22 protein-coding genes are annotated in these 22627 nt (G+C 44.4%); 20 read left to right on the forward strand and 2 right to left on the reverse strand.

What is annotated here, in order from left to right; genetic code table 11:
- Positions 1-195: 195 nt before the first annotated feature.
- From QVO88_RS04015 to QVO88_RS04040, 6 genes are all read left to right on the forward strand, one after another.
- Entirely contained in the window at positions 196-1248 is a 1053-nt protein-coding gene (locus QVO88_RS04015; protein WP_022287242.1) for an efflux RND transporter periplasmic adaptor subunit, read from the forward strand.
- Between the two features lie 42 nt (positions 1249-1290).
- Entirely contained in the window at positions 1291-4242 is a 2952-nt protein-coding gene (locus QVO88_RS04020) for an ABC transporter permease (RefSeq protein WP_288177762.1), read from the forward strand.
- A gap of 14 nt (positions 4243-4256) precedes the next feature.
- Positions 4257-5087 carry a purine-nucleoside phosphorylase gene (locus QVO88_RS04025; protein ID WP_022287244.1) on the forward strand — a complete coding sequence of 277 codons (831 nt, stop codon included), beginning with the start codon at positions 4257-4259 and terminating at the stop codon, positions 5085-5087.
- Between the two features lie 178 nt (positions 5088-5265).
- The gene (locus tag QVO88_RS04030; protein ID WP_022287245.1) at positions 5266-6027 is read left to right on the forward strand and encodes a zinc ribbon domain-containing protein; all 762 of its coding nucleotides are present in this window, start codon (positions 5266-5268) and stop codon (positions 6025-6027) included.
- Between the two features lie 67 nt (positions 6028-6094).
- Entirely contained in the window at positions 6095-6598 is a 504-nt protein-coding gene (locus QVO88_RS04035; protein ID WP_117923317.1) for a hypothetical protein, read from the forward strand.
- Between the two features lie 35 nt (positions 6599-6633).
- Positions 6634-7428, forward strand: coding sequence for a zinc ribbon domain-containing protein (locus QVO88_RS04040; protein ID WP_022287247.1), 795 nt, complete (start codon positions 6634-6636; stop codon positions 7426-7428).
- Positions 7429-7526: 98 nt separating this feature from the next.
- Here the strand turns inward: QVO88_RS04040 and QVO88_RS04045 are convergent, their stop codons facing one another.
- Together QVO88_RS04045 and alr are read right to left on the reverse strand one after the other, a co-directional pair.
- Positions 7527-8804 (reverse strand): amidohydrolase, encoded by a 1278-nt coding sequence (locus QVO88_RS04045; protein ID WP_022287248.1) that lies wholly within the window; start codon positions 8802-8804, stop codon positions 7527-7529.
- Between the two features lie 16 nt (positions 8805-8820).
- Complete coding sequence (gene alr, locus QVO88_RS04050; RefSeq protein ID WP_022287249.1) at positions 8821-9984, reverse strand: alanine racemase; 1164 nt, start codon at positions 9982-9984, stop codon at positions 8821-8823.
- A 140-nt stretch (positions 9985-10124) separates the two neighbouring features.
- Between alr and QVO88_RS04055 the strand changes: the two genes are divergently transcribed.
- The 14 genes from QVO88_RS04055 to gltX all read left to right on the forward strand — a co-directional run bounded on the left by QVO88_RS04055 (position 10125) and on the right by gltX (position 22519).
- Positions 10125-10721, forward strand: a complete 597-nt coding sequence (locus QVO88_RS04055; protein WP_288177763.1) for an SLOG family protein — start codon at positions 10125-10127, stop codon at positions 10719-10721.
- Between the two features lie 122 nt (positions 10722-10843).
- Positions 10844-11761: an LCP family protein gene (locus QVO88_RS04060; protein ID WP_022287251.1), complete on the forward strand. Its 918-nt coding sequence runs from the start codon at positions 10844-10846 to the stop codon at positions 11759-11761.
- Between the two features lie 39 nt (positions 11762-11800).
- Positions 11801-12199, forward strand: coding sequence for a hypothetical protein (locus QVO88_RS04065; RefSeq protein ID WP_022287252.1), 399 nt, complete (start codon positions 11801-11803; stop codon positions 12197-12199).
- Between the two features lie 216 nt (positions 12200-12415).
- Positions 12416-12910, forward strand: a complete 495-nt coding sequence (gene rimP, locus QVO88_RS04070) for a ribosome maturation factor RimP (protein ID WP_022287253.1) — start codon at positions 12416-12418, stop codon at positions 12908-12910.
- Positions 12911-12983: 73 nt separating this feature from the next.
- Positions 12984-14060 (forward strand): transcription termination factor NusA, encoded by a 1077-nt coding sequence (gene nusA, locus QVO88_RS04075; protein WP_117892165.1) that lies wholly within the window; start codon positions 12984-12986, stop codon positions 14058-14060.
- Positions 14050-14319 (forward strand): RNase P modulator RnpM, encoded by a 270-nt coding sequence (gene rnpM / locus QVO88_RS04080; RefSeq protein ID WP_038672821.1) that lies wholly within the window; start codon positions 14050-14052, stop codon positions 14317-14319. The genes nusA and rnpM overlap by 11 nt, the downstream gene beginning before the upstream one ends.
- Positions 14312-14644 carry a ribosomal L7Ae/L30e/S12e/Gadd45 family protein gene (locus QVO88_RS04085; protein WP_022287256.1) on the forward strand — a complete coding sequence of 111 codons (333 nt, stop codon included), beginning with the start codon at positions 14312-14314 and terminating at the stop codon, positions 14642-14644. Before rnpM ends, QVO88_RS04085 begins: the two co-directional genes overlap by 8 nt.
- A 28-nt stretch (positions 14645-14672) precedes the next feature.
- Positions 14673-17225: a translation initiation factor IF-2 gene (infB, locus tag QVO88_RS04090; RefSeq protein WP_022287257.1), complete on the forward strand. Its 2553-nt coding sequence runs from the start codon at positions 14673-14675 to the stop codon at positions 17223-17225.
- Between the two features lie 65 nt (positions 17226-17290).
- Positions 17291-17671: a 30S ribosome-binding factor RbfA gene (rbfA, locus tag QVO88_RS04095; RefSeq protein WP_022287258.1), complete on the forward strand. Its 381-nt coding sequence runs from the start codon at positions 17291-17293 to the stop codon at positions 17669-17671.
- Between the two features lie 18 nt (positions 17672-17689).
- Positions 17690-18637: a bifunctional oligoribonuclease/PAP phosphatase NrnA gene (locus QVO88_RS04100; RefSeq protein ID WP_022287259.1), complete on the forward strand. Its 948-nt coding sequence runs from the start codon at positions 17690-17692 to the stop codon at positions 18635-18637.
- Positions 18637-19551 (forward strand): tRNA pseudouridine(55) synthase TruB, encoded by a 915-nt coding sequence (truB, locus tag QVO88_RS04105; RefSeq protein ID WP_022287260.1) that lies wholly within the window; start codon positions 18637-18639, stop codon positions 19549-19551. The genes QVO88_RS04100 and truB overlap by 1 nt, the downstream gene beginning before the upstream one ends.
- A 26-nt stretch (positions 19552-19577) precedes the next feature.
- The gene (gene ribF / locus QVO88_RS04110; RefSeq protein WP_022287261.1) at positions 19578-20507 is read left to right on the forward strand and encodes a riboflavin biosynthesis protein RibF; all 930 of its coding nucleotides are present in this window, start codon (positions 19578-19580) and stop codon (positions 20505-20507) included.
- A complete protein-coding gene (locus QVO88_RS04115) occupies positions 20504-21043 on the forward strand; it encodes a transposase (RefSeq protein WP_022287262.1) in 540 nt (179 codons plus the stop codon). The genes ribF and QVO88_RS04115 overlap by 4 nt, the downstream gene beginning before the upstream one ends.
- A 27-nt stretch (positions 21044-21070) precedes the next feature.
- A complete protein-coding gene (gene gltX, locus QVO88_RS04120) occupies positions 21071-22519 on the forward strand; it encodes a glutamate--tRNA ligase (protein ID WP_022287263.1) in 1449 nt (482 codons plus the stop codon).
- Positions 22520-22627: the final 108 nt, after the last annotated feature.

The raw sequence follows: 22627 nt of genomic DNA on the forward strand, positions 1-22627 counted from the left end.
TTTTATGTTCATATATTTAAGGCTTATTAAATTTGTACATATATAAAGCAACGCAATTGTGCATATTGCTTTGAAATGTCAGGTTAATTTAGTACAATCGTGTATAGAAAAAACATCTTTTTTTTGATATAATTACTTTGGGTATTATTGCCCATGGTAAGTTGTTTATAAAAATATTCAGTTAGGAGTCTGAACATGAATATAAAAGTTGATTTAAAAAAGCTTTTTGCTGCCGCAGTATCAGCGATAATGTGCCTCTCCGCAGGGGGTTGCTATCTGCTTCCTGACGAGGAGGAAGTCCTTGATGCGCCGACCGTGAAGGCAAGCGATGTTACATATTCCACAGTGACGGCAAAGAAAAAAGACCTTGAAAAGAAGATAGTCGCCACAGGCACTGTCACAGCGGAAAATCAGTATACTCTTTCTTATGAAAAGCAGAGCGGTACAGTGTCAAAATTTTATGTAAAAGCAGGCGATAAGGTCAAAAAGGGTGATGTTATCTGTGACCTTGATACATATGATCTTGACTATCAGATAGAAGAAAAACAGCTTTATCTCGAAAAAGCAAAGCTTAATGTTGATATAATTTATGAGGGCGGCGGCTCCCAGGCAGAGATAGACTCTGCTTATGTTGACGTTCAGCTTCTTGAAAAAGAGCTTGAAAAGCTTCAGGCTCAGAAGGAGGATTCAAGCCTGAAATCACCTATAGACGGCGTTGTTTCTTCACTCTCTGACGTAAGAGCAGGCGACAACGTAAATCCGGGTCAGACTATCGCAACTGTTATAGATACTTCGGCTCTTTATATCGCAATACAGCCTGACGACCTCACCCAGTATGATATCGACACAGAAGTGCAGATAAGGATAGGCGAGGATTATTATGACGGTGTTGTTTTTATGACCCCTAAAAAGCTTGCGGATTATCAGGAAGAGCAGAAAGAGGATCACAATAATGTTGACGATACAGGTATAGATTATCAGGCGGATACTATCTATGTTCGTTTCAAGGATACCGCCCCTGCGGAAACAGTGGGTCAGCTTGCAGATACGATACTTGTTCTCGACAGCGTTAAGGACGCTATCGTTATCTCAAATAATCTGATAAAAAAGGTTGACGGCACAAAGGTAGTTTATGTGCTGAAAAACGGTGAAAAAACTGCCGTTGAAGTGGAAACAGGACTTTCTACAGGCTCTCAGACCGAGATAAAATCGGGTCTTAAAGAGGGCGACGAAATTGTTATCAGATAGGTTTGAAAGGATAAGCTTATGTTCACCTTATTGTTCCGTAAAATGCGAAACACCAAATGGATGGTGCTTTGCCTGCTGATAGGCTTTGTTATGGCGTCTGCCATGATGAGCACTATCCCTATTTATATGAACGCTTCTCTGCAAAGAATGCTTGTAAAGGATCTTGAGTCGTTCCAGACAGAATATGAGATCTATCCAGGTGCGTATAATACCAGCTATGGATTGAAAATGGATATCTCAGGCAGTGAGCAGCAGAAAGCTGTTGAGAATTATAATAACAAAGTGGAGGCTAAGTTCAAGGAGCTTGGTCTGCCTGAAAAGCTTGATAAGAAGTATATAAGTGACGAGTATCTCTATGTGCGTTCACTTGCCGTTTCAGATGGCAATTCGCAGGCAAGATTCACTCTCGGCGGTATGACGGATATTTCCGACCATATCAGCATAAAGCAGGGCAGAATGTTCACTGCAGGCAAGCGTTCAGACGGCGTTTACGAGTGCGTTGCCACAGAAAAAGCCATGAAAAGCACAGAGCTTGCTATAAACACAGTATATGAGATAGCCGACGTGTTTGATGATAACAAGTCAATAAAAATAGAGATCGTGGGCGTTTTTGACGTTAAGGACGAAAATGACGCATATTGGGCAGAGGGTCTTGATTCTCAGTATACAGCCGTTGTCTTTACAGATTATGACACAATGCTCGGGGATTGCGTTGATACTGGCGTTGTGAATATCACAAAGGCTGTCCATAACTATGCGGTGGATTATGCTTCCATGAATATGACTGACCTTGCAAGCACAAATGAGACGATAGCAAAGCAAAAGACCTTTTTTGGTGATAATTCCATAGGCTTTTCGATGCCTGCCTCAGATATCCTCAAGGACTATGAGAGCCGTTCATCACAGCTCCAGCTTGTTTTGTGGCTTTTGCAGATACCTGTCATACTTATGATAATATTCTATCTCTTTATGGTGTCGCAGCTCAACGTTGAGCAGGAGCGTAACGAGATAGCGGTGTTCAAAAGCCGTGGAGCAAGCCGCTTGCAGATAATGGGCATTTATGCTCTGGAATCTCTCGTACTGGGCGTTCTGACCGTTATAATAGGACCATTCGCAGGCCTTGGACTTTGCAAGGTACTTGGTGCGTCAAACGGATTCTTGGAGTTTGTCAACAGGCGTTCGCTCCCTGTTCATATGACAATAGAAGCTGTCGTCTATGCGGCAATAGCCGTGGCAGTGTTCTTTGTCACAACTATGATACCGATCGTTCCTGCCACAAAAACAACTATTGTTGAGCATAAGCAGTCAAAAGCCAAAAAGAAAAAGCACGCTCTGTGGGAAAAGGTCTGCCTTGATTTTATCCTTGTGGGCGGTTCAGTTGGCTGGCTTTATTATTACAACAAAACTCAGGAAAAGCTTGTTGCAGAGGGTGTAACAGATACCACCGCAACAGTAAACCCTATAATGTTCGTGGCTTCCACTGCCTTTATACTTGGTCTTGGTCTGTTTCTTATAAGGATATATCCTTATATAATAAGGCTTCTCGCAAGAATAGGCAGAAGAGTGTGGTCGCCTGCACAGTATGTTTCACTGACTAATATCGGTCGCTCCTCAACGGGCAGGGAAAGATTTTTGATGCTGTTCCTTGTTCTTACTGTATCATTGGGCGTGTTCTTTGCCAATACCGCAAGAGCCTTGAACAGAAATGCCGAGGAAAGCGTTGCCTATGGGGTTGGCTGCGACGCTGTTCTTACAGAGCAGTGGTATAGCAGTAAAATAGAATCTGCACAGCAGACCACTCCTCAAAACGCATCTCAGGCAGCTCAATCAGGCACAAAGCAGACTTCCGAAGAAAGCGACGAAGAAGATACAGAAACTACCATACAGTATGTAGAGCCTGTTTTTGAGCGATTTGAAAAGCTCGCAGGAGTGGAAAATGTCACAAAGGTTTTCAGAAAAGACGACGTGACCATATCTTCAAACAAAATGAACGTTCCAAGACAGCAGACAAAGTCTGACGATGAGGAAAAGACCCGTGACGATTTCCTTGACCAAAGCGTTGACACAAGCTCAGGCAAAAGCTCAACAAGCAATGTCCAGCTTATGACCATAGTGCCAAGCGATTTCTCAAAGGTCTGCAAATTTGAGGACAGACTTCTGCCAGTTCAGTTAAATAACTACCTGAACGCCCTCGCAGAGTACACCCCGGGAGTTATCCTCTCTTCAAGCTTCAAGAGCTACGGTCTGGAGCTTGGTGATACTGTAGAGTGTAAGTGGGGCGGAAACGAGCCCTTTGAAGTGACCGTCCTTGCCTTTGTTGACTACTGGCCGGGACTAAGCCCTTATAAAGAGGCGAAAAACGGCGGTTATATGGACTTTGCCGTTATGAACTACGATTATGTGAACGTTCAGACAAGCATGGAGCCTTATGAGGTATGGTTCAAGCTCAAAGACGGAGCTTCCGTTCAGGAGTTTTATGACTCAATAGACAAAGCAGGCATTAAACCCCTCACCCTTGAATCTGCAAGCCAGCAGACCATAGAAAAGAAAAACGACCCTATGCTCCAGGGCATGAACGGCGCTCTCACTCTCGGCTTTATCATCATCATGGTGATGTGCATAATAGGTTTCCTTATCTATTGGATACTCTCCATAAAGAGCAGGACTTTGCAGTTTGGTATCCTAAGAGCAATGGGAATGAAGTTCAGAGAGATAATAATGATGATAGTCTATGAACAGCTTTTGGTGTCAGGCGTTGCAATATTCGCCGCTATCTTTATCGGTGGCATAACCAGCGACCTTTTCGTACCGCTGTTCCAGAGCATCTTCGACGCAAGCCAGTCAGTGCCGCCGTTTGCAGTGATACCTGAACGCAGCGACTATCTGAAGCTTTATGCAGTTATAGGAGTAATGCTGCTCACAGCCTTTGTGGTGCTTGGCAGACTTATAAAGAAGATAAAGATAAGTCAGGCGTTAAAGCTTGGTGAGGATTGATAGGAGGAAATTTTATGACAGCTTATGAAAAGCTTACAAAATGTTATGAGTGCGTAAAAAGTAAAATAGACTTTGAGCCAAAGGTAGCCCTTGTGCTTGGCTCAGGTCTTGGCGATTATGCAAATTCCATAGACGTGAAATACACCCTCAGCTATAAGGATATAGAGGGCTTCCCTACATCAACGGTAGAGGGTCATAAGGGTCAGTTCGTTTTCGGATATGTTGGCGAAGTGCCTGTTGTTATAATGCAGGGCAGAGTGCATTATTATGAGGGCTATGCAATGGAGGACGTTGTGCTTCCTGCAAGACTTATGAGAATGTTGGGCGCAAAGGTGCTTTTCCTTACAAACGCATCAGGCGGAGTGAACGCAGGCTTCAAGGCAGGCGACTTCATGCTTATAACCGACCATATCTCAAGCTTTGTTCCTAATCCTCTTATTGGCAAGAACATCGACGAGCTTGGAACAAGATTTCCTGATATGAGTGAGATATATAACAAAAAGCTCAGGGATATCATCTCAGGTGCGGCAGAAGATTTTGACATAACCCTCCGTCATGGCGTTTATCTCCAGCTCACCGGACCGTCTTTCGAGTCCCCTGCGGAAATAAGAATGGCAAGAACTATCGGTGCTGACGCAGTGGGAATGTCAACAGCCTGCGAGGCTATCGCCGCAAATCATGCAGGCATGAAAGTCTGCGGAATATCCTGCGTTGCAAACCTTGCAGCAGGCATGACGGATAATCCTCTCACTCATGCTGAAGTTCAGGAGTGTGCAGACAAGGCTGCTCCCCTTTTCAAAAAGCTTATCACTGAAAGCATTATAAGAATAGGTAAACAGCTTTAAGGTTTTGTAACAGCTTTTTCAAAATAATATGTAACAAATGTGCGAAAAGGGCTGATGATGTGTACTTTTTTGCTAAACTTTGTGAAAAACTATTGACAAATCTAACGCTTTAGTTTAATATATTATTATGAAGTAAGTATCTTCAAAAAATATATCAAGAATATGGAGAGATAATCATATGGCAAAATTTTGTGGACAGTGCGGAGCTCAGCTTAATGACAATGCGACTTTCTGTACTCAGTGCGGTGCAACAATAGCACCTCAGCAGCCTGCACAGCAGACCGCTTCACCAATGGCAAATCTTCAGCAGGCAGCCAAGAATATCGACATGAACGCTATAAAGGACGCTGTTTCTGTTGAAAACATCAAAAATCTCAAAAACAAGCCTAATAAGCTCACTATCGCAGTTCTGGCGGTTCTGCTTGTGCTTGTTATTCTGGTAGTCGTTATCCTTTGCATGATATTCGGCGGCGGAAGCTGGAAAACTCCTATCAATAACGTTATGGACGTTCTCAATGACGGTGACGGTAAGGCTTATGAAGAGCTTATGCCTCCTTATTATAAAGATATGGCAGACGCTCTGGACGGTATCATTGAGATAAGCGACGAGGATTTTGACGAAGAGGCTGAAAAGCAGAGAGATAGACTTACAAAGAAATACGGCGATGACGCTGAGATAAGCTATGAGGTAGTTAAAAAGACTGAGGTAGACTCAGACGATATCGACAGCTATAACGAAGTTTCAGACGTTGCGTCAATACTCAGCAGCAAAAAGGCTAAGAAGTATAAGCTTACAAAGGCTTATAAGGTAAAGATCAAGTACACTATCGAAGGCGAAGACGCTGATAAGACCGACAAGACAACTGTTATTGTTGGAAAGATGGACGGCACATGGGTGCTTCTGGACGAGGGCGACCTTCCAATAAGCACAGGTTTCTAAGATATATAAACGATCAGTAACGGGCGGAGAATTTTCCGCCCGTTTTTGAAAATGCGGTGTTTGCACAATGAAAAAATTATCAGTGCTGTGTATGCTTTTGTGTGTGGCAATGCTCTTTTGCTCCTGCGGAGAGGAAGAAAGAGCGGTCCTGGGATATGAACAGCCCGTGGCGACACTTGTCACAGCGGCGCAGTATAGCGATACGCAGTCATATCTTTCCTGCTTTACCCCAGAAGCGGAGGCGGAGTATAAAAACAGCGACAGCTATAATGAAGCTCTTGCGGAAACGCTTCTCACAAGGGGCGAGGAAAAAACGGAGCTTTCTTATAAGCTCAGCAATAAAAAAGAGCTTGACAGCGACGGCTTGAAAGACCTTGAAAAAAGCTATAAGGAAAGCTATCACAAAAATGTGACTATTAAAAAAGCTGTTACAATGACAGCAAAGCTCACAGAGACTACAGACAGCGGCGAGCTGTCTGCCAGCCGTGAGATAACAGTGGTCAAAATAGAAAACAACTGGTATATTTTCGGAAAAGTTATCGAAAAATTTGATCTCAGCCAAAAGGGCTGAGGGGATCAATAATAATATGAAAAGAGGGTATTAATATGGAAAATTGTCCAAAATGCGGTCTGCCTGTTGCCGACGGTGCAAAGTTCTGCGCTGCCTGCGGAACAAGAATGCCGCAGAAGCTTATAAAGAGCAAGGTCTGCTCAGTGTGCGGAAATACACTTAATGCGGGTGCTAAGTTCTGCAACGTCTGCGGAACAGCCGTGCCGCAGGACGAAACGCCTGCCGACGAGTCTGTAGTGGACGAGAGAAATCCTGAAATGGAGTCTATCGAAGTGCCTGAGCTGCATTTTGACGATACTCCTGTGCAAAATCAGACTATCCCGCCAACGACTCCTGATATGCCGACTATGGACAGCGTTTATCTGCCAGGGCAAGAGCCTGCAAAGCCTGTTCAGCCTGCACAGCCGACAGCCGAGGAAGTTGCAATGGCTTCAAGAACTGTGGAAATACCTCAGACGCCAACAGTTGCTGAAACACCGAACGTTGCCCCACAGCCTCAGCAGCCTGAAAGAGTTCTTACACCAGAGGGCTATCAGCAGCCTACTCAGCCTGTGAACAATGCAATGCCACAGATGAATCAGGGTGGACAGCCTATCCAGCCAAATCAGATGAATCAAATGAACGGCGTTACACCTGGAAAGGGTGCAGGCGCACTTGTGCCGATAATACTTATCATTCTTATACTTGCTGTTATCTGCGTTGACGTTTTCTGGCTTTTCAGAGATCAGATATTCGGCAAAAAGGACGAAAGCTCAAATGGCTGTGCAGTGGTAACTCTCACGGACGAAACTGACTATCCTGCAAACGAAGCATTTTTCTTTGAAGAATAGAATATAATGTAAAAAGGGACGTTTCAAAGCGTCCCTTTTTTGTGTGTCAACACAGTATTTGCGTAAAAGATAAAGGCGACCCAAGGCCGCCCCTACATTTAATCTTTCATGCTCTCGATTATCTCGTTAGCTTTCTTGTAAATGACCGCAGGTTCTTCGCCTATCCTGAACTCGCCGTCCTCATAAAGCACCTTTCCTGCGCACATCGTGAGCTTTACATTTTGCTTTGAACCGCTGTAAACAAGGTTTTTGCCTATGTTGTTAAGAGGCTGCATATTAGGCTGAAAAAGGTCGATAACGATAAGGTCAGCCTGCTTGCCCTCTGCGATAATGTCGCAGTCAAAAAGCCCCATTGCCCTTGCAGAGCCTACAGTTGCCGCTTTCAGCACCGAGTCAGCAGGGCAGGCAGAAGCATCATCGCAAGCTATCTTCTGCAAGCCTGTCATAAGGAACATTTCTCTGAACATATCAAGACAGTTGTTGCTTGCAGGGCCGTCAGTACCTATAGCAATGTTTATTCCCATATCCTGCATTTTTACGATAGGCGCAATGCCGCTTGCAAGCTTTACGTTAGAGCCTGCACAGTGAACAGCCCATACGCCCTTGTTTTTGAATATCTCAAGATCCTTGTCGCTCATGTGAACGCAGTGGAAGCCTGCACCGCCAAAGTCGAAAATTCCGAAGCTGTCAAAAAGCTCAGTTGGCGTCATGCCATATTTCTCTATGCACTCTCTGACTTCTTTTGCAGTTTCCGAGTTGTGCATTGCAACAGGCGCTTTGTATTTTGCCGCAAGCTTGCCAACGCCTTCCATAAGCTCCTTTTCGCAGGTGTATTCTGCATGGAAGCCAAGCATAAAGCTTATAAGAGGGTCAACATTGTTGTATTTCAGATAGTTGTTTTCAAGCCTTTCAAGATTAGACTTGTCACCGCTTACCGCACCGCAAAGCACAGAGCGGAAGCCGCTTTCTATGCAGGCTTTTACATAATCGTCAAGCTCAAAGTACATATCAAATGCCGCCGTACAGCCTGTTGTGAGATATTCAAGTATAGCAAGCTTCGTGAGCCAGTAAACTTTCTCTCCGTCAAGCTTTGCTTCCATTGGAAAGATCTGCTTGAAAAGCCAGTCCTGCAAAGGCATATCGTCAGCATATGAACGCAGAAAAGTCATTGCCGAGTGAGTGTGCGCATTTTTGAATGACGGCATAAGGAGATTTCCCTTGAGGTCATATTCACGTTCAAAAACCTTTCCGTCAAGCTCCTCAGCCGTAGGCTTGCCAACGAAAACTATCTTTGAGCCTTCCGTCCAGACCTCTATATCCTGCGTTTCTATGCCGTTGGCAAGGGTCATTACCCTGCCGCCGAAAAATCTTATCATGGCTCTTTATCCTCCCTTACTCTATTTCAAGAACAGCCGTCTGCTCTCCATGGCGTGAGATAATTCTCGGCACTCTTGCAGATATTCCGCAAACTATCTCGTAGCCTATCGTTCCTGTCATTTTGCCGATATCGTCGGCGGTTATCTTTTCATTTCCCTGTGCGCCTATGAGGACAGCCTCGTCCCCAGCCTTTACGTCCTCTACCTCAGTTACATCACACATGAACTGATCCATACATATCCTGCCTGTGATAGGGCATTTCTTTCCGTTGATAAGCACATATCCTTTGTTTGAAAGCACCCTGGGATATCCGTCTGCATAGCCTGCCGTAACAGTTGCGAGCTTTACTTTGCCATTTGCAGTGTAAGTCCTGCCGTAGCTTACGTCAGTGCCATTGTCTATGTATTTTACCTGCGCAACAGCCGCCTTAAATTCCATAGCAGGCTTTGGCTCAAAAGGCAGAGCCTTTGCAGGGTCAGGATAAAGTCCGTAAAGTATTATTCCAAGCCTTGCAAGAGAGCTTCTCTCATTATAATAGTATACTCCGCCGGCTGAGTTGAGAAAATGCACTTTTTCAAGGTGAAGCCCCTCTGCTTCGCACTTGTCAGCAACGGCAAGTATCTTCTCCGTCTGTGCCTTTGTGTATTCCTCGTCCTGCTCTCTCAGGCTGTCAGCCACCGCATAGTGGGTGAAAATGCCCTCCAGCGCAATGTTTTCAAGCTTCGATATCTCTTTAAGCTCATCGTATATCTTGTCGGTTTCCCCGTGAAGACCTATCCTCGTCATGCCCGTGTCGATAGCGGCATGTATGCGTACCTTGCCGTCAGCGTTTTCTGAAAGTGCTTTAGCATATGAAAGCTCTGTGCAAGCCTGAATTATGTCAAGCCTTGTGAGCCACTTCGCATTCTCAGGAGGTGTGTAGCCTAAAATAAGTATCTCGCCCTTTATGCCCATATCCCTGAGCCTGTGGGCTTCGTGTATGTTCGATACCGCAAACCAGCGAATGTCCATCTCGTTTTCAAGAAACGGAACTACCCCGTTGTCAAAATGTCCGTAGCAGCTCGCCTTTACAACGCACATTATCTCTGTTTTTTCCCCTATGAGCCTGCGGTATTCTTTCAGATTGTATTCAATGCTGTCAAGATCTACCTCAGCCCATGCTCTCTTCAAAAAATCCATTTTATTTTTCTTCCCTTTCGGTTTTATAATTGTGCCTTTGCGCAAAATATTTGTCATTTTCTATTGAAAAAGATAAATCAATGTGTTATAATGTTCTTATCATGGGCATTGTGTCGCCAAATTTTTCAGGAGGCTTTGATGTGAGTAATATCGTCCTCGCAGAAGAATTTTTCTGCAACCGAGATACCTCTTGCTGCTTTACAGGTCATAGGGACAGGGATCTGCCTTTCGGCGGCGATGTCCATAAGCAGGGTATGAAAAATCTCCTGAGTATGCTCGTCCTTATGATAAAGGAAGCATATAGCGAAGGCTGCCGTACTTTTATATCAGGTATGTCAAAAGGTATCGACCTGCGCTGTGCTGAGATAGTCCACAGCCTTTCGGCTCAGCCCGAATATAAGGATATGAAGCTCGTGTGCGTTCTGCCCTATGCAGGTCAGCGTACAGAGATGAAAACACCCTTGGACAGCTATACATATTCGCTTATTCTGAACTCTTGCAGTGCGGTCGTGATAACAAGCCCCAAGTATGAAAACGGCTGTTATAAAAAGCGAAACAGCTTTATGGTTGAACATTCCTCTCGTCTGATCGGGGTCATAAAAGAGAAAGCCAAAGGCTCAGGCACTTTGCAGACCATAAACATGGCAAAGCGTGCAGGCCTTACGCTGAATATCATATGCCTTGACGATAATCCTGTTTTTTATATCGACTCAGACTCAGACAGCCGTCCTATTTAGTTTACACCTAAATTGCAAATTGTTCAATAGTTTTCGAGAATTTTTCCGAAAAAGTTTATATATGAAAATATGGCGGACAGTATGCCTGCCTGTATATATTTGAAAGTAAGGAGATCAATAACATGGCTCAGACGAAAGCTCACAAGAAAAAAAGAAGATCTCAGGCTCCTATCGCTCTGGTCTACTTCATAACGATGATAATATTCCTCTTTGTTATCGGCATGCTTGCACTGTATGCCCTCAGAGAGTTTGGTGTTATCGGCAATGATGACAGCGACAGCGACGCAGGCATAAAAAGCCCGGTTTATAATACCCTTTTTGCAAGAGTGAACAGCAAGGGCGTTCTTGCAGACGCAACAGTCATAAGAGTTGCACCGGACGCAAAGAAGATAATCATAATGCCTGTTTCAGCGTTCACAGTGAGCGGAAGCCAGACAATGCGTGAGATACACGAAGAGGGCGGCATGGTGAAGCTTGAAGCAGCCGTTGCAGACACTTTCGGTATCACTATAGACAATTACGTTTCTCTCACAAATGACGCATTCGAGAATGCGGCGGATATTGTGGGCGGAATTACATATACTCCTGATGAGGAGCTTTACTATCTCTCTCAGGATAATGACGAGAACGATATCGCTATCCCAAGCGGCGATCTGACTAACCTCAGCGGTCATCAGATAAGACTTATCTGTCAGTATCCTGTTTTCAAAGAGGGCAGGAACGGTAATATGAAGTTTCTTGGAACTGCGGTGACAATGCTTATAAACAACGCTTTCCAGCAGACGAATATCACTAAGGATAATCTTGATAACTTCTATAATATATTCACCGCAAACAGCGATACCGATTGGACAAGTGCACAGTATAAGGAAGAAAAGTCGTATCTCAAGGATATGCTGGATCAGAACCTTACTCCTGCAGAAGCTCTTGTGCCGGAGGGCGAGTGGACGGACGATTCTCACTTTAAGGTGTCTGATAAGTTCAAGGAGAGCGTTCAGACAATGCTCAAAGATACTGCACCGTCAGCAGCGGAGAAGTAAAAACGTAAAGGCTGAAATTTTAACAGGGGGCGATATAACGTGAAACTTCTGGTCATAATCCTTAATAAAACAGACGTGCTTGACTATTTGCTGGAGGGACTTTCAGCAGCAGGCATAAAGGGTGCGACTATAATCGAGTCGTCAGGTATGGCAATGACCCTTTCAAGACTTGACAGCAGCTTTCTCAGCGCCTCTATCCGAGGACTTTTCAGCGGTGAAGAGGATAACAGAACTATCCTCTCAGTAATAAAAAATAATCAGCTCGATACCGCACGAAAGATAGTTTATAATACTGTGGGCGATCTATCTCAGCCCAATACGGGAATAATGTTCACCGTTCCGCTGGATTTCGTCGAGGGAACAGTGAAGAAACCCGTGGATAAAGAAAAAGCAAAACCTAAGGATATCCCTGAGGAGAATGAAAAGAACGTCAGTTGACGAAATGTTTACAGACTATTAACATAATATTTAATTCTTTTCATTAAAAACTTTTGAATGTCCTTGCAAAAAACTGTTTTGTGTGGTATAATAATCACAATAGGCTTTTAATGAAAGACTGGAACTTGACTTCCGGTCTTTTGGTTTTGTATGGGGCTTTTTTTTCATGGCAAAGCCTAATGGCTTTGCTTTGGGAAGCATTAACGGAGGTGCTGTATGGAAGTAAAGAAAACTACGGTAGAAAAAGTAAGAGAGCTTGCACAGCCTATCGCAGACGAGCTTGGCTTTTTCCTTTGGGACGTAAGGTTTGAAAAGGAGGGAGCAACGTGGTACCTCAGGGTGCTTATCGACAAGGACGGCGGCATAGATATGGACGATTGCGAGGCTTTCACAAGACCGATGAACAAGGTGCTTGACGAGGCAGACCCTATAGCTCAGAGCTATGTGCTGGAGTGCGGAAGTCCCGGACTTGGCAGAGAGCTTAGAAGGCCCGAGCATTTTGAGGTCTGCATAGGCGACGTTATAAGAGTAAGGCTCATAAGACCTGACGAAAACGGTGAAAAAGAGTTCGTTGTGGGTCTTGTGGGATATGACAAGGATAAGATACTTTGTCAGAAGCTGGACGAGGATATGAACGGCGTGGAGAATGTAGAGTTTAAGCTTGCAGATTGTGCTTATGTAAAGCTCAATGATGACGCAGACCTGTTCTGAATGAAGAAATTTAATAAATATGGGCAAAGCCCGAATCAAGTGTGAAAGGATTGATCAGAAAATGAATAAGGAAATGACCAGCAAATTTTTTGAAGCTCTGACAGATTTGGAAAAGGAAAATAATATTGGCAGCGATATACTTATTGAGAAAATAAAATCAGGTATTGAAAAGGCTATCAAGAAGGATTATCCTTACTGCGAGAATATCAGAGTGGATATCGACCCTGTTACAGGAAAGCTCGATATAAGGATACTCAAGGAAGTTATGGACGTTATGTATGTTGACGACCCTGACAACGAGATCTTCCTTGACGAAGCAAAGGTCTATGACCCTAACATCAAGGTGGGCGATATGGTGGAGATACCTCTCGACCCTGCAAAGTTCGGCAGAGTTGCCGCTCAGAATGCAAAGCAGTCTATCAAGCACGATATCAAGGATTTTGAAAGAGCAAGACTTATCGAGCAGTATCACGATAAGGAGCATGAGTGCGTTTCTGCCACAGTCCAGAAGGTCGAGCCTGCTACTCAGAACGCTATACTTACTATCGACAAGAACGAAGTTTATCTTGTAAGAAACGAGCAGATACCAGGCGAAACACTCAAGGCAGGAGATATCATCAAGGTATATGTTGTGGGTATCGCAAATCCTGACAGAAAGCCTTCTATCAAGATATCAAGAACTCACAGAGAGCTTGTTAAAAGACTTTTTGAGCTTGAAGTTCCTGAGATAGCAGACGGCACTGTTGAAGTAAAGGCTATTTCAAGAGTTGCAGGTGCAAGAAGCAAGATAGCGGTTTATTCAAAGGACCCTAATGTTGACGCCGTTGGCGCTTGTATCGGTCCTAGAAAGTCAAGAATAACTTCTGTTGTGAACGAGCTTAAGGGCGAGAAGATAGACGTTATCAATTGGTGCGAAGACCCTGCACAGTTTATCGCAAAGGCTCTTGCTCCGGCTGAGGTAATAAACGTTGTTCTCAGCGAAGAGGAGGGCGTAAGAGAGTGCCGTGTTACTGTTCCTGACAACCAGCTCTCACTTGCTATCGGTAATAAGGGTCAGAACGCAAAGCTTGCCGCAGGTCTGACAGGCTATAAAATAGATATCGTATCCGAAAGCTCTGCAAAGGCTGAGGCTGCCGATGATGAAAACTAAGAAGATACCAATGAGAATGTGTCTTGGGTGCGGCGAAATGAAACCCAAGAGAGAGCTTATCAGAGTGGTGAAGTCAAAAGAGGGGGATATCTCCCTTGACCTCACAGGCAAAAAATCAGGCAGAGGCGCTTATATATGCAAAAGCGTCGAATGCTTTGAAAAAGCAAGAAAGGCAAGAAAGTTTGAAAGAAGCTTTTCCTGCATGATAAGCGAGGATATATATAACAGCATGGAGGGCGAGCTTAGGGAAAATGAATAATAAAATAGGGCTTGTTACAATGTGCAGAAAAGCAGGAAAGCTTGTAATGGGTATGGATATGGTGAAGGACGCCTGCAATACAGGCAAAGCCTGCGCAGTGTTTGCGGCAACGGATTTTTCACCTAAATCTCTTAAAGAGATAAAGTTCAACTGCTACAAAAACGGGATAAAGCTTTACAGTCTTGGCATGACAATGGACGATATCCATTTTGGTCTTGGCAAAAGAACAGGCGTTGTCGCTATTTGCGAGGGAGGCTTCGCAAAGGCTTGCGCCAAAGGGCTTGAGGAGATCCCTATAGACGAAAATGAGTTTTATAGCATTTAGCATTTATTGAGGAGGTATTTTACAGCCTATGAGTATGAAAACAACTAAATATAAGCTTAGCGATATGGCTAAGGATCTGAAAGTTACAAATAACGACCTTATCGAGTGTCTTGGCAAGCTCGGCGGAGAGCCAAAGAAAACACAGTCAGTGCTTACCCCTGAGGAGATCTCTTATGTTCTGGAGTATTATACACAGAACAATCAGGTGGACAGCTTTGATGCTTTCTATGCAAATAACGTAAAGCCTGTCAAGGAAGAAAAGAAGGCAGATAAGAAGCCTGTAAAGGCTGAGAAAAAGGAGAAAAAGGCTGAAAAGAAGCCTGAGCCTAAGCCGACTCCAAAGGCAGAAGCAAAGCCTGAGCCTAAGCCGGCTCCAAAGGCGGAAGCAAAGCCTGAGCCTAAGGCAGAGCCAAAGGTGGAAAAGAAGCCGGAGGTCAAGGTCGAAACAAAACAGCCTGCACCTGAACAGAAGAAAAAGCAGCCAGCTCCACAGAAACCTGCAAAGAAGAAAGAGCATGGCGTTCGTCAGCAGCTTGGCGGTTTTTCTGATAAGAAAGAAGCTTCAGGCGGATATACTATCTCTGAGGATAACGATTCGTTCGGCACACAGAGAACTATCGACACAAGAGGAAGCTATATAGAGCTTGATAAGTATAACGAGAAGTATGATAACCTTGCAAACTCAAAGCAGAACAAGAGCAAGGATAACTTCACAAAGAAGCAGAAGCTCACTCAGAAATCTCAGCAGAGAAAGAAACAGCAGTTCTCACATAAGAAGGAAACTGAGAGCGAAAAGCTCCGCAGACTGGAGCTTGAAAGAGCAAGAAAGCAGCAGCTCAAGGTCATGATACCTGACGAGATCGTTGTTTCAGAGCTTGCAAGCAGACTTAAAGTAACAGCTACCGAGGTCATCAAAAAGCTTATGGGTCTTGGCGTAATGGCTTCTATCAATGAGGTGGTCGACTTTGATACCGCCGCACTTGTTGCAGAAGAGTTTGGCGCAAAGGTTGAAAAGGAAGTACACGTTACAATAGAAGAAAGACTTATCGAAACTGACGAAGATCCAGAGGAGAGCCTGCAGGAAAGATGCCCTGTCGTTGTCGTTATGGGTCACGTTGACCATGGTAAGACATCTATCCTCGACAGAATAAGAAACGCTCACGTTACTGACACTGAGGCAGGCGGTATCACACAGCATATCGGTGCATATCAGGTGGAGTATCAAGGCAAGAAGATAACGTTCCTGGATACTCCGGGTCATGAAGCTTTCACAGCCATGAGAGCAAGAGGTGCGAACGTTACAGATATCGCTATCCTCGTTGTTGCCGCTGATGACGGTATCATGCCGCAGACTATCGAGTCTATCAACCACGCAAAGGCAGCAGGCGTTTCAATAATCGTTGCTATCAATAAAATGGATAAAGAAGGCGCAGATCCTGACAGAGTTAAGCAGCAGCTCACAGAGCAGTCCCTCGTTGTCGAGGAATGGGGCGGCGACGTTATCGCAGTGCCTGTTTCCGCAAAGACCGGTATGGGTATCGACGAGCTTCTTGAAAACATTCTCCTCGTTGCAGAGGTCAAGGAGCTTAAAGCTAACCCTGACAGACTTGCAAGAGGTACTGTTGTCGAGGCCAGACTTGATAAGGGTAAAGGCCCTGTTGCTACACTTCTCGTTCAGAACGGTACTTTGAAGTCAGGCGACGTTATAATCGCAGGCACTTCTGTCGGACGTATAAGAACGATGACAAACGATAAGGGCAGAAGCATTAAGGAAGCCGGCCCGTCAACACCTGTTGAGATAACAGGTCTGGGCGAAGTTCCAAGTGCAGGTGACGTTTTCAACGCAGTTGCAGACGAAAAGCTTGCAAGAGAGCTTGTTGAGCAGAGAAAGCATGAAGCTAAGGAAGAACTGTTCCAGCAGCATCAGAAGGTAACTCTCGACAATCTGTTCAGCCAGATAGCTGAGGGAGAAATGAAAGAGCTTCCTATCATCGTCAAGGCTGACGTTCAAGGCTCAGTTGAAGCCGTTAAGCAGTCACTTGAAAAGCTTTCAAATGACGAGGTCAGAGTTAAGGTCATCCACGGCGGCGTAGGCGCTGTATCTGAAAGCGACGTTATGCTCGCAAACGCTTCAAACGCTATCATCGTTGGATTTAACGTTCGTCCTGACCCTGTTGCAAAGCAGAATGCAGAGCAGAGCGGCGTTGATATCAGACTTTACAGAATAATCTATGATGCAATAGAAGAAATAACAGACGCTATGAAGGGTATGCTTGCTCCTAAGTACAGAGAGGTGGAAACAGCCCGTATCGAAGTAAGACAGGTCTACAAGATATCCAATGTTGGTACTGTAGCAGGTTCTTACGTTCTTGACGGTAAGGTGGGCAGAAATAACGAGATAAGAGTCGTAAGAGACGGTATCGTTATCGCCGAGGATAAGATGTCAAGCCTTAAGAGATTTAAGGACGACGCCAAGGAAGTTGCCGCAGGCTTTGAGTGCGGTATCACTCTTGAAAAGTTCACCGATATCAAGGAGGGCGACATTTTCGAGGCGTTCTATATGGAAGAATACAGAGATTGATAATGATGCTTACGGGACGGACAGCCGCCCCGTAAGAGCATATTTAAGCAGGAGATAAAGATATTATGGCAGGTTACAGAGCAGGACGTATGTCCGAAGATATAAGAAGAATAATATCGGGCAAAATGAGAGACCTTAAAGACCCAAGGATACACGGAGGAGATATGCTCACTATCGTCCGCTGCGACGTGGCAGGCGACGGCTCATTCTGTAAAGTGTATGTTTCAAGCTTTGAGGGCTATGAAAAGGCAAAGGAAGCCGTTAAAGGCTTTGAGTCGGCAACAGGATTTCTCAAAAGAGAAATATCAAACGTGCTGAAGCTGAAAAAATGCCCTGAGCTTAAATTTATCTCAGATAATTCTATCGAGCATTCAGCAAAGATAAACAAGCTTCTTAAAGAAGTTCTGCCCGAAGAAGAAAAAGAAGAGAAAGACGGCGAAGAGTAATAGAGGAGAAAGGATATTATGACATTTCAGGATATTCTTAAAATATTTGAAGAAAACGACAATTTTCTTATTTTAACTCATAAAAGTCCCGACGGCGATACGCTTGGTTCAGGCTTTGCCCTGTGCGCTTTTCTGAGAGATATGGGGAAAAAGGCTAACGTTGTAAATTCCGACAGCTTTCCCGAAAGATATGATCTTATCTATGAGAGCTATTACCCTCAGGAATTTGATGTGAAGTACGTTATCGCAGTGGATATCGCAGACACAAATCTTCTTGGCAGCAACCTTTCAAAGTATGCCGAGGAGGGTGCGATCGACCTTTGCATCGACCACCACATCTCAAACAAGTATTTTGCAAAGCAGTCATATGTAGAAGCAGACGCTTCTGCCGCAGCACTTATAATGTATAAGATATTCAAAGCTTCAGGCAGAAATATATCACGTCAGATAGCGAGATGCCTTTATACAGGCATTGCAACGGATACAGGCTGCTTCAAGTATGAAAACACAACTCCGCAGGCTCACATCGCCTGTGCAGAGCTTATGTCATATGGCATAGATTTTGCTTATATCAATAGAAAAATGTTTGATGTAAAAAGCAAGGGCAGACTTATGGTGGAGCAGTCCGTTACAGCGAATATGGAGTATTACTGCGGTGGCAAATGCTCTATGATAGTGCTTACAAAAGAGCTTATGGAGAAAAGTGGCGTTGACGCTGCCGAGTTCGAGGGACTTGCTTCTATACCATTGTCCGTTGAGGGCGTGAAAATAGGCATAACAGTTAAGCAAAGACACGAGAACGTCTTTAAAATATCAGTAAGAAGCGACGATGAGATAGACGCTTCTGCATTCTGCCGTGAGTTTGGCGGCGGAGGACACATAAGAGCCGCAGGCTGTGAGATAACAGGAAGCCTTGAAGAAGTCAAGGCTAAGCTTCTCAAGCAAGCGGAAAAGGTCTTGGGCTGATGAGCTTGGATAACAGCAATGATAATATCTGCGGCATTTTGCCTGTAAAAAAGCCCGAGGGCTGGACTTCTTTTGACGTTATCGCAAAGCTCAGAGGCGTTCTAAGGATAAAAAGATTGGGTCATTCAGGGACCCTTGACCCTATGGCAACAGGCGTTCTGCCTGTTTTCGTTGGCAGAGCCACAAAAGCCTGCGATATTATCCCCGACAGACGAAAGGTCTATACTGCAGGCTTTCAGCTTGGGGTAAGCACAGATACCTTAGACAGCACAGGAAAGACGTTAAAAACAAGCGATAAGGCAGTTACCAGAGCCGACCTTGAATGTGCAAAAAGCAGTTTTGCAGGCGATATCATGCAGGTGCCGCCTATGTATTCTGCAATAAAAGTGAACGGCAAAAAGCTCTATGAGCTTGCAAGAGCAGGCAAAGAAATAGAGCGTGAGCCGAGAGCTGTCCATATCGACAGCATTGATATAATAGAATATGACGAAGCTTCACGCAGGGGCGTAATGAAAGTTGATTGCGAAAAAGGTACTTATATACGCTCCGTTATCAGCGACATAGGTGAAAAGCTTGGCTGTGGCGGAATGATGACTTCTCTTGAGCGTTCCTATTCAGGGGGCGTTGATATAAAAGATTGTTATACCATAGAGGAGATAGCCGAAATTTGTGAGCAGGATAAGCTGTCACAAATGCTTATCCCACTTGACAGAGCCTTTGTAAGCTATGAAAAAACCACCCTTGGGCAGTGGGAAACAAAGCTTTATAGAAACGGAGTAAAGCTCAGACCTGAGCAGACAGGGATAAAAGATCTGTCAGAGGACAAGCTCTACCGTGTCTACGGCAGTGATAACAGCTTCCTCGGTATCGGCGCTTTTCATGAGGGCAGTTTCAGAAGCTTCAAAAATTTCTGATAATTTGTTTTATTCGGAGGGATATTTTGACGGATATAACAAACAGCGGGTTTATCCCCGAAAAAAGGACAGTTTGCGCTCTTGGACTTTTTGACGGAGTCCACAGAGGACATCAGCTCATAATAACAACGGCTGTGAAAAAGGCTCAGAGCCTTGACGGACATTCGGCAGTTTTCTGTTTTAAGACCGACACAGTGACCTCAAAAGGTCATGACGGCAGGATAGAAATGCTTATGAGCGACGAGGAAAAGCATAAAAAAATGGCAGAGCTTGGGGTCGAAGTGCTTTTCTCACCTGATTTTGCAGAGTTCAAAGGTATGTCACCGGAGGATTTTGTGAAAAAGGTGCTGAAAGAAAGGCTCAATTGCAGCGGCGCAGTGTGCGGAAACGATTTTACATTCGGCAAAGGCGCACAGGGCAAGGCTGTTGACCTTAAAAGGCTCGGTGAAAAATATGATATAGATGTGGAAATAGTAAGTCCACTGCTCATGGGCGGTGAGGTCATAAGTTCCACTGAGATAAGACGATGCGTCCGTGAGGGCGAGATAGCCAAAGCAAATGAAATGCTGGGTTATCATTTTGGATTCTGCCTTGAAGTGGAACACGGCTTTCAACGTGGCAGAACGTGGGATTTCCCCACGATAAATCAGCAGATACCAAAGGGCAGGGTAATGCCGAAATTCGGCGTTTATTGCTCCGCTGTTGAAATAGACGGAAATAAGTATGCAGGCGTGACAAATATAGGCGTAAAGCCTACCGTCCATGTTGAAACAGCTCCCCTTGCAGAAACCTTCATCATGGATTATCATGGGGATCTTTACGGCAGAAAGCTAAAACTTGAACTGCATGAATTTCTCCGCCCCGAAAAAATGTTTGACAGCTTTGACAGCCTCCGTGAGGAGATAGCAAAAAACAAAGAGCAGGCGGTCAGATATTTTGAGGAAAATAAAATATGACAAGTGAAGATTTGCCAAGACGAAAGAAAATACGTCTTGAGGGTTATGATTATTCTGCGAACGGCTTGTATTTTGTGACGATATGTGTTACTAAAAAATACCAAGTCCTGTGGGAGAATGTAGGGGCGAACAGTGTTCGCCCGCTGACTGCAAATGAAATTCTGCACCCAAAACTTTCTGTTACAGGAAAACTTGTAAAGAGAAAACTCACAGAGATATCTGAGCACTATCCCGACGTTTTTGTAGAGATGTCTTGTATCATGCCTGACCATGTGCATATTATAATCAAAATTGAAAAACAGCCGAAAAACGGGCGAACACTGTTCGCCCCTACAAGTGAAACACCGACACTTTCAAGGGTCATAAAACATTTCAAAGAGGCTGTCACAAAAGAACTAGGTTATTCCATATGGCAAAAATCTTTTTATGATACGATAATCAAAAACAGAAAGCAACACGCAGAAATAAGGCAGTATATTGCAAATAATCCTGCGAAATATGTAAAAATTGCATTTGATGAGCAGGATATGAAATAAGACTCTAATTTTGAAAGGAAGATATAAATGAACAAGGTAAGAACAAGATTTGCACCTTCACCAACAGGTTATATGCACATAGGTAACCTGAGAACAGCACTCTTTACCTATCTTATTGCAAAGCAGAACGGAGGAGACTTTATTCTCCGTATCGAGGATACAGACCAGGAGCGTTATGTTGACGGTGCTGTTGAGGTCATCTATAAAACACTTAAAGACGTTGGTCTTAATTGGGACGAAGGCCCTGATATCGGCGGACCTGTAGGTCCGTATATCCAGTCACAGAGAATGGGTATGTTTAAGAAATATGCCGAGGAACTCGTTGAAAAGGGCGAGGCTTATTATTGCTTCTGCGACAAGGAAAGACTTGAGGAAGTAAGAGCCATTCAGGAAGCAAGCGGTATCGCTCCAATGTATGACAGACATTGCCGTAACCTCTCGCCTGAAGAGATAAAGGAAAAGCTTGACGCAGGTGTTCCTTATGTTATCAGACAGAAAATACCTACAGAGGGCGAAGTTACTTTCCATGACGAGCTTTACGGCGATATCACTGTTGACTGCTCTACCCTCGACGACCAGATACTTATAAAGACAGACGGTATGCCTACCTATAACTTTGCAAACGTCGTTGACGACCACCTTATGGGTATCACCCACGTTGTAAGAGGTAACGAGTACCTTGCTTCTGCACCTAAGTATAACCTGCTCTATAAGGCTTTTGGCTGGGAGATACCAACCTATATCCATGTTGAGCATATCATGAAAGATAAACAGCATAAGCTTTCAAAGAGAGACGGCGACGCTTCCTATGAGGATCTTATGAAAAAGGGCTATCTTAAAGAAGCTGTTATAAACTATATCGCTCTGCTTGGCTGGGCGCCAAAGGGCGAGAACGAGATATTCTCACTTGAAGAGCTTGTTAAGGAATTCGATATCCACGGACTTTCTAAGTCCCCTGCTATCTTCGACCCTGCTAAGCTTAAAGCTATCAACGGCAAGTATATAAAGGCTATGACCCCTGAGAAGTTTGCTGAGTATGCTATCCCTTATATCAAGCAGTCCGTTCATAGAGAGGACGTTGACCTTAACGAGATCGCAAAGCTCTTGCAGGCAAGAACAGAGCTTTTCACAGAGATACCTGAAATGGTAGACTTTATCGACGCTCTCCCTGAGTATGATATAGCTCTCTATACACATAAGAAGATGAAAACGAATCCTGAAAATTCTCTGGAATCTCTCAAAGAAGTTCTCCCTGTTCTCGAGGGCGTTGAGGACTGGACAGAGGAAAATATCCATGACGCACTCTTTGACCTTATCGGCAAGCTTGGCGTAAAGAACGGTATCGTTCTGTGGCCTCTTAGAGTTGCAGTTTCAGGTAAGGCGTTCACTCCGGGCGGCGGTGTTGAGATATCATATCTCATCGGCAAGGAGGATACTCTTGCAAGAATAAGAAAGGGCATTGAGAAGCTGTCATAATAAAAACTACGAAAATGTTGAACAAGTGTAGGGGCGAAATAATTTCCAAACAAGTGGGATGTCGGATCTCTGCAAAGCAGAAATTGCACCGCTCCCCTACAAATTACA

This window comes from Ruminococcus sp. CAG:57 (genome assembly GCF_000435935.1).
Lineage (GTDB): Bacteria > Bacillota > Clostridia > Oscillospirales > Ruminococcaceae > Hominimerdicola > Hominimerdicola aceti.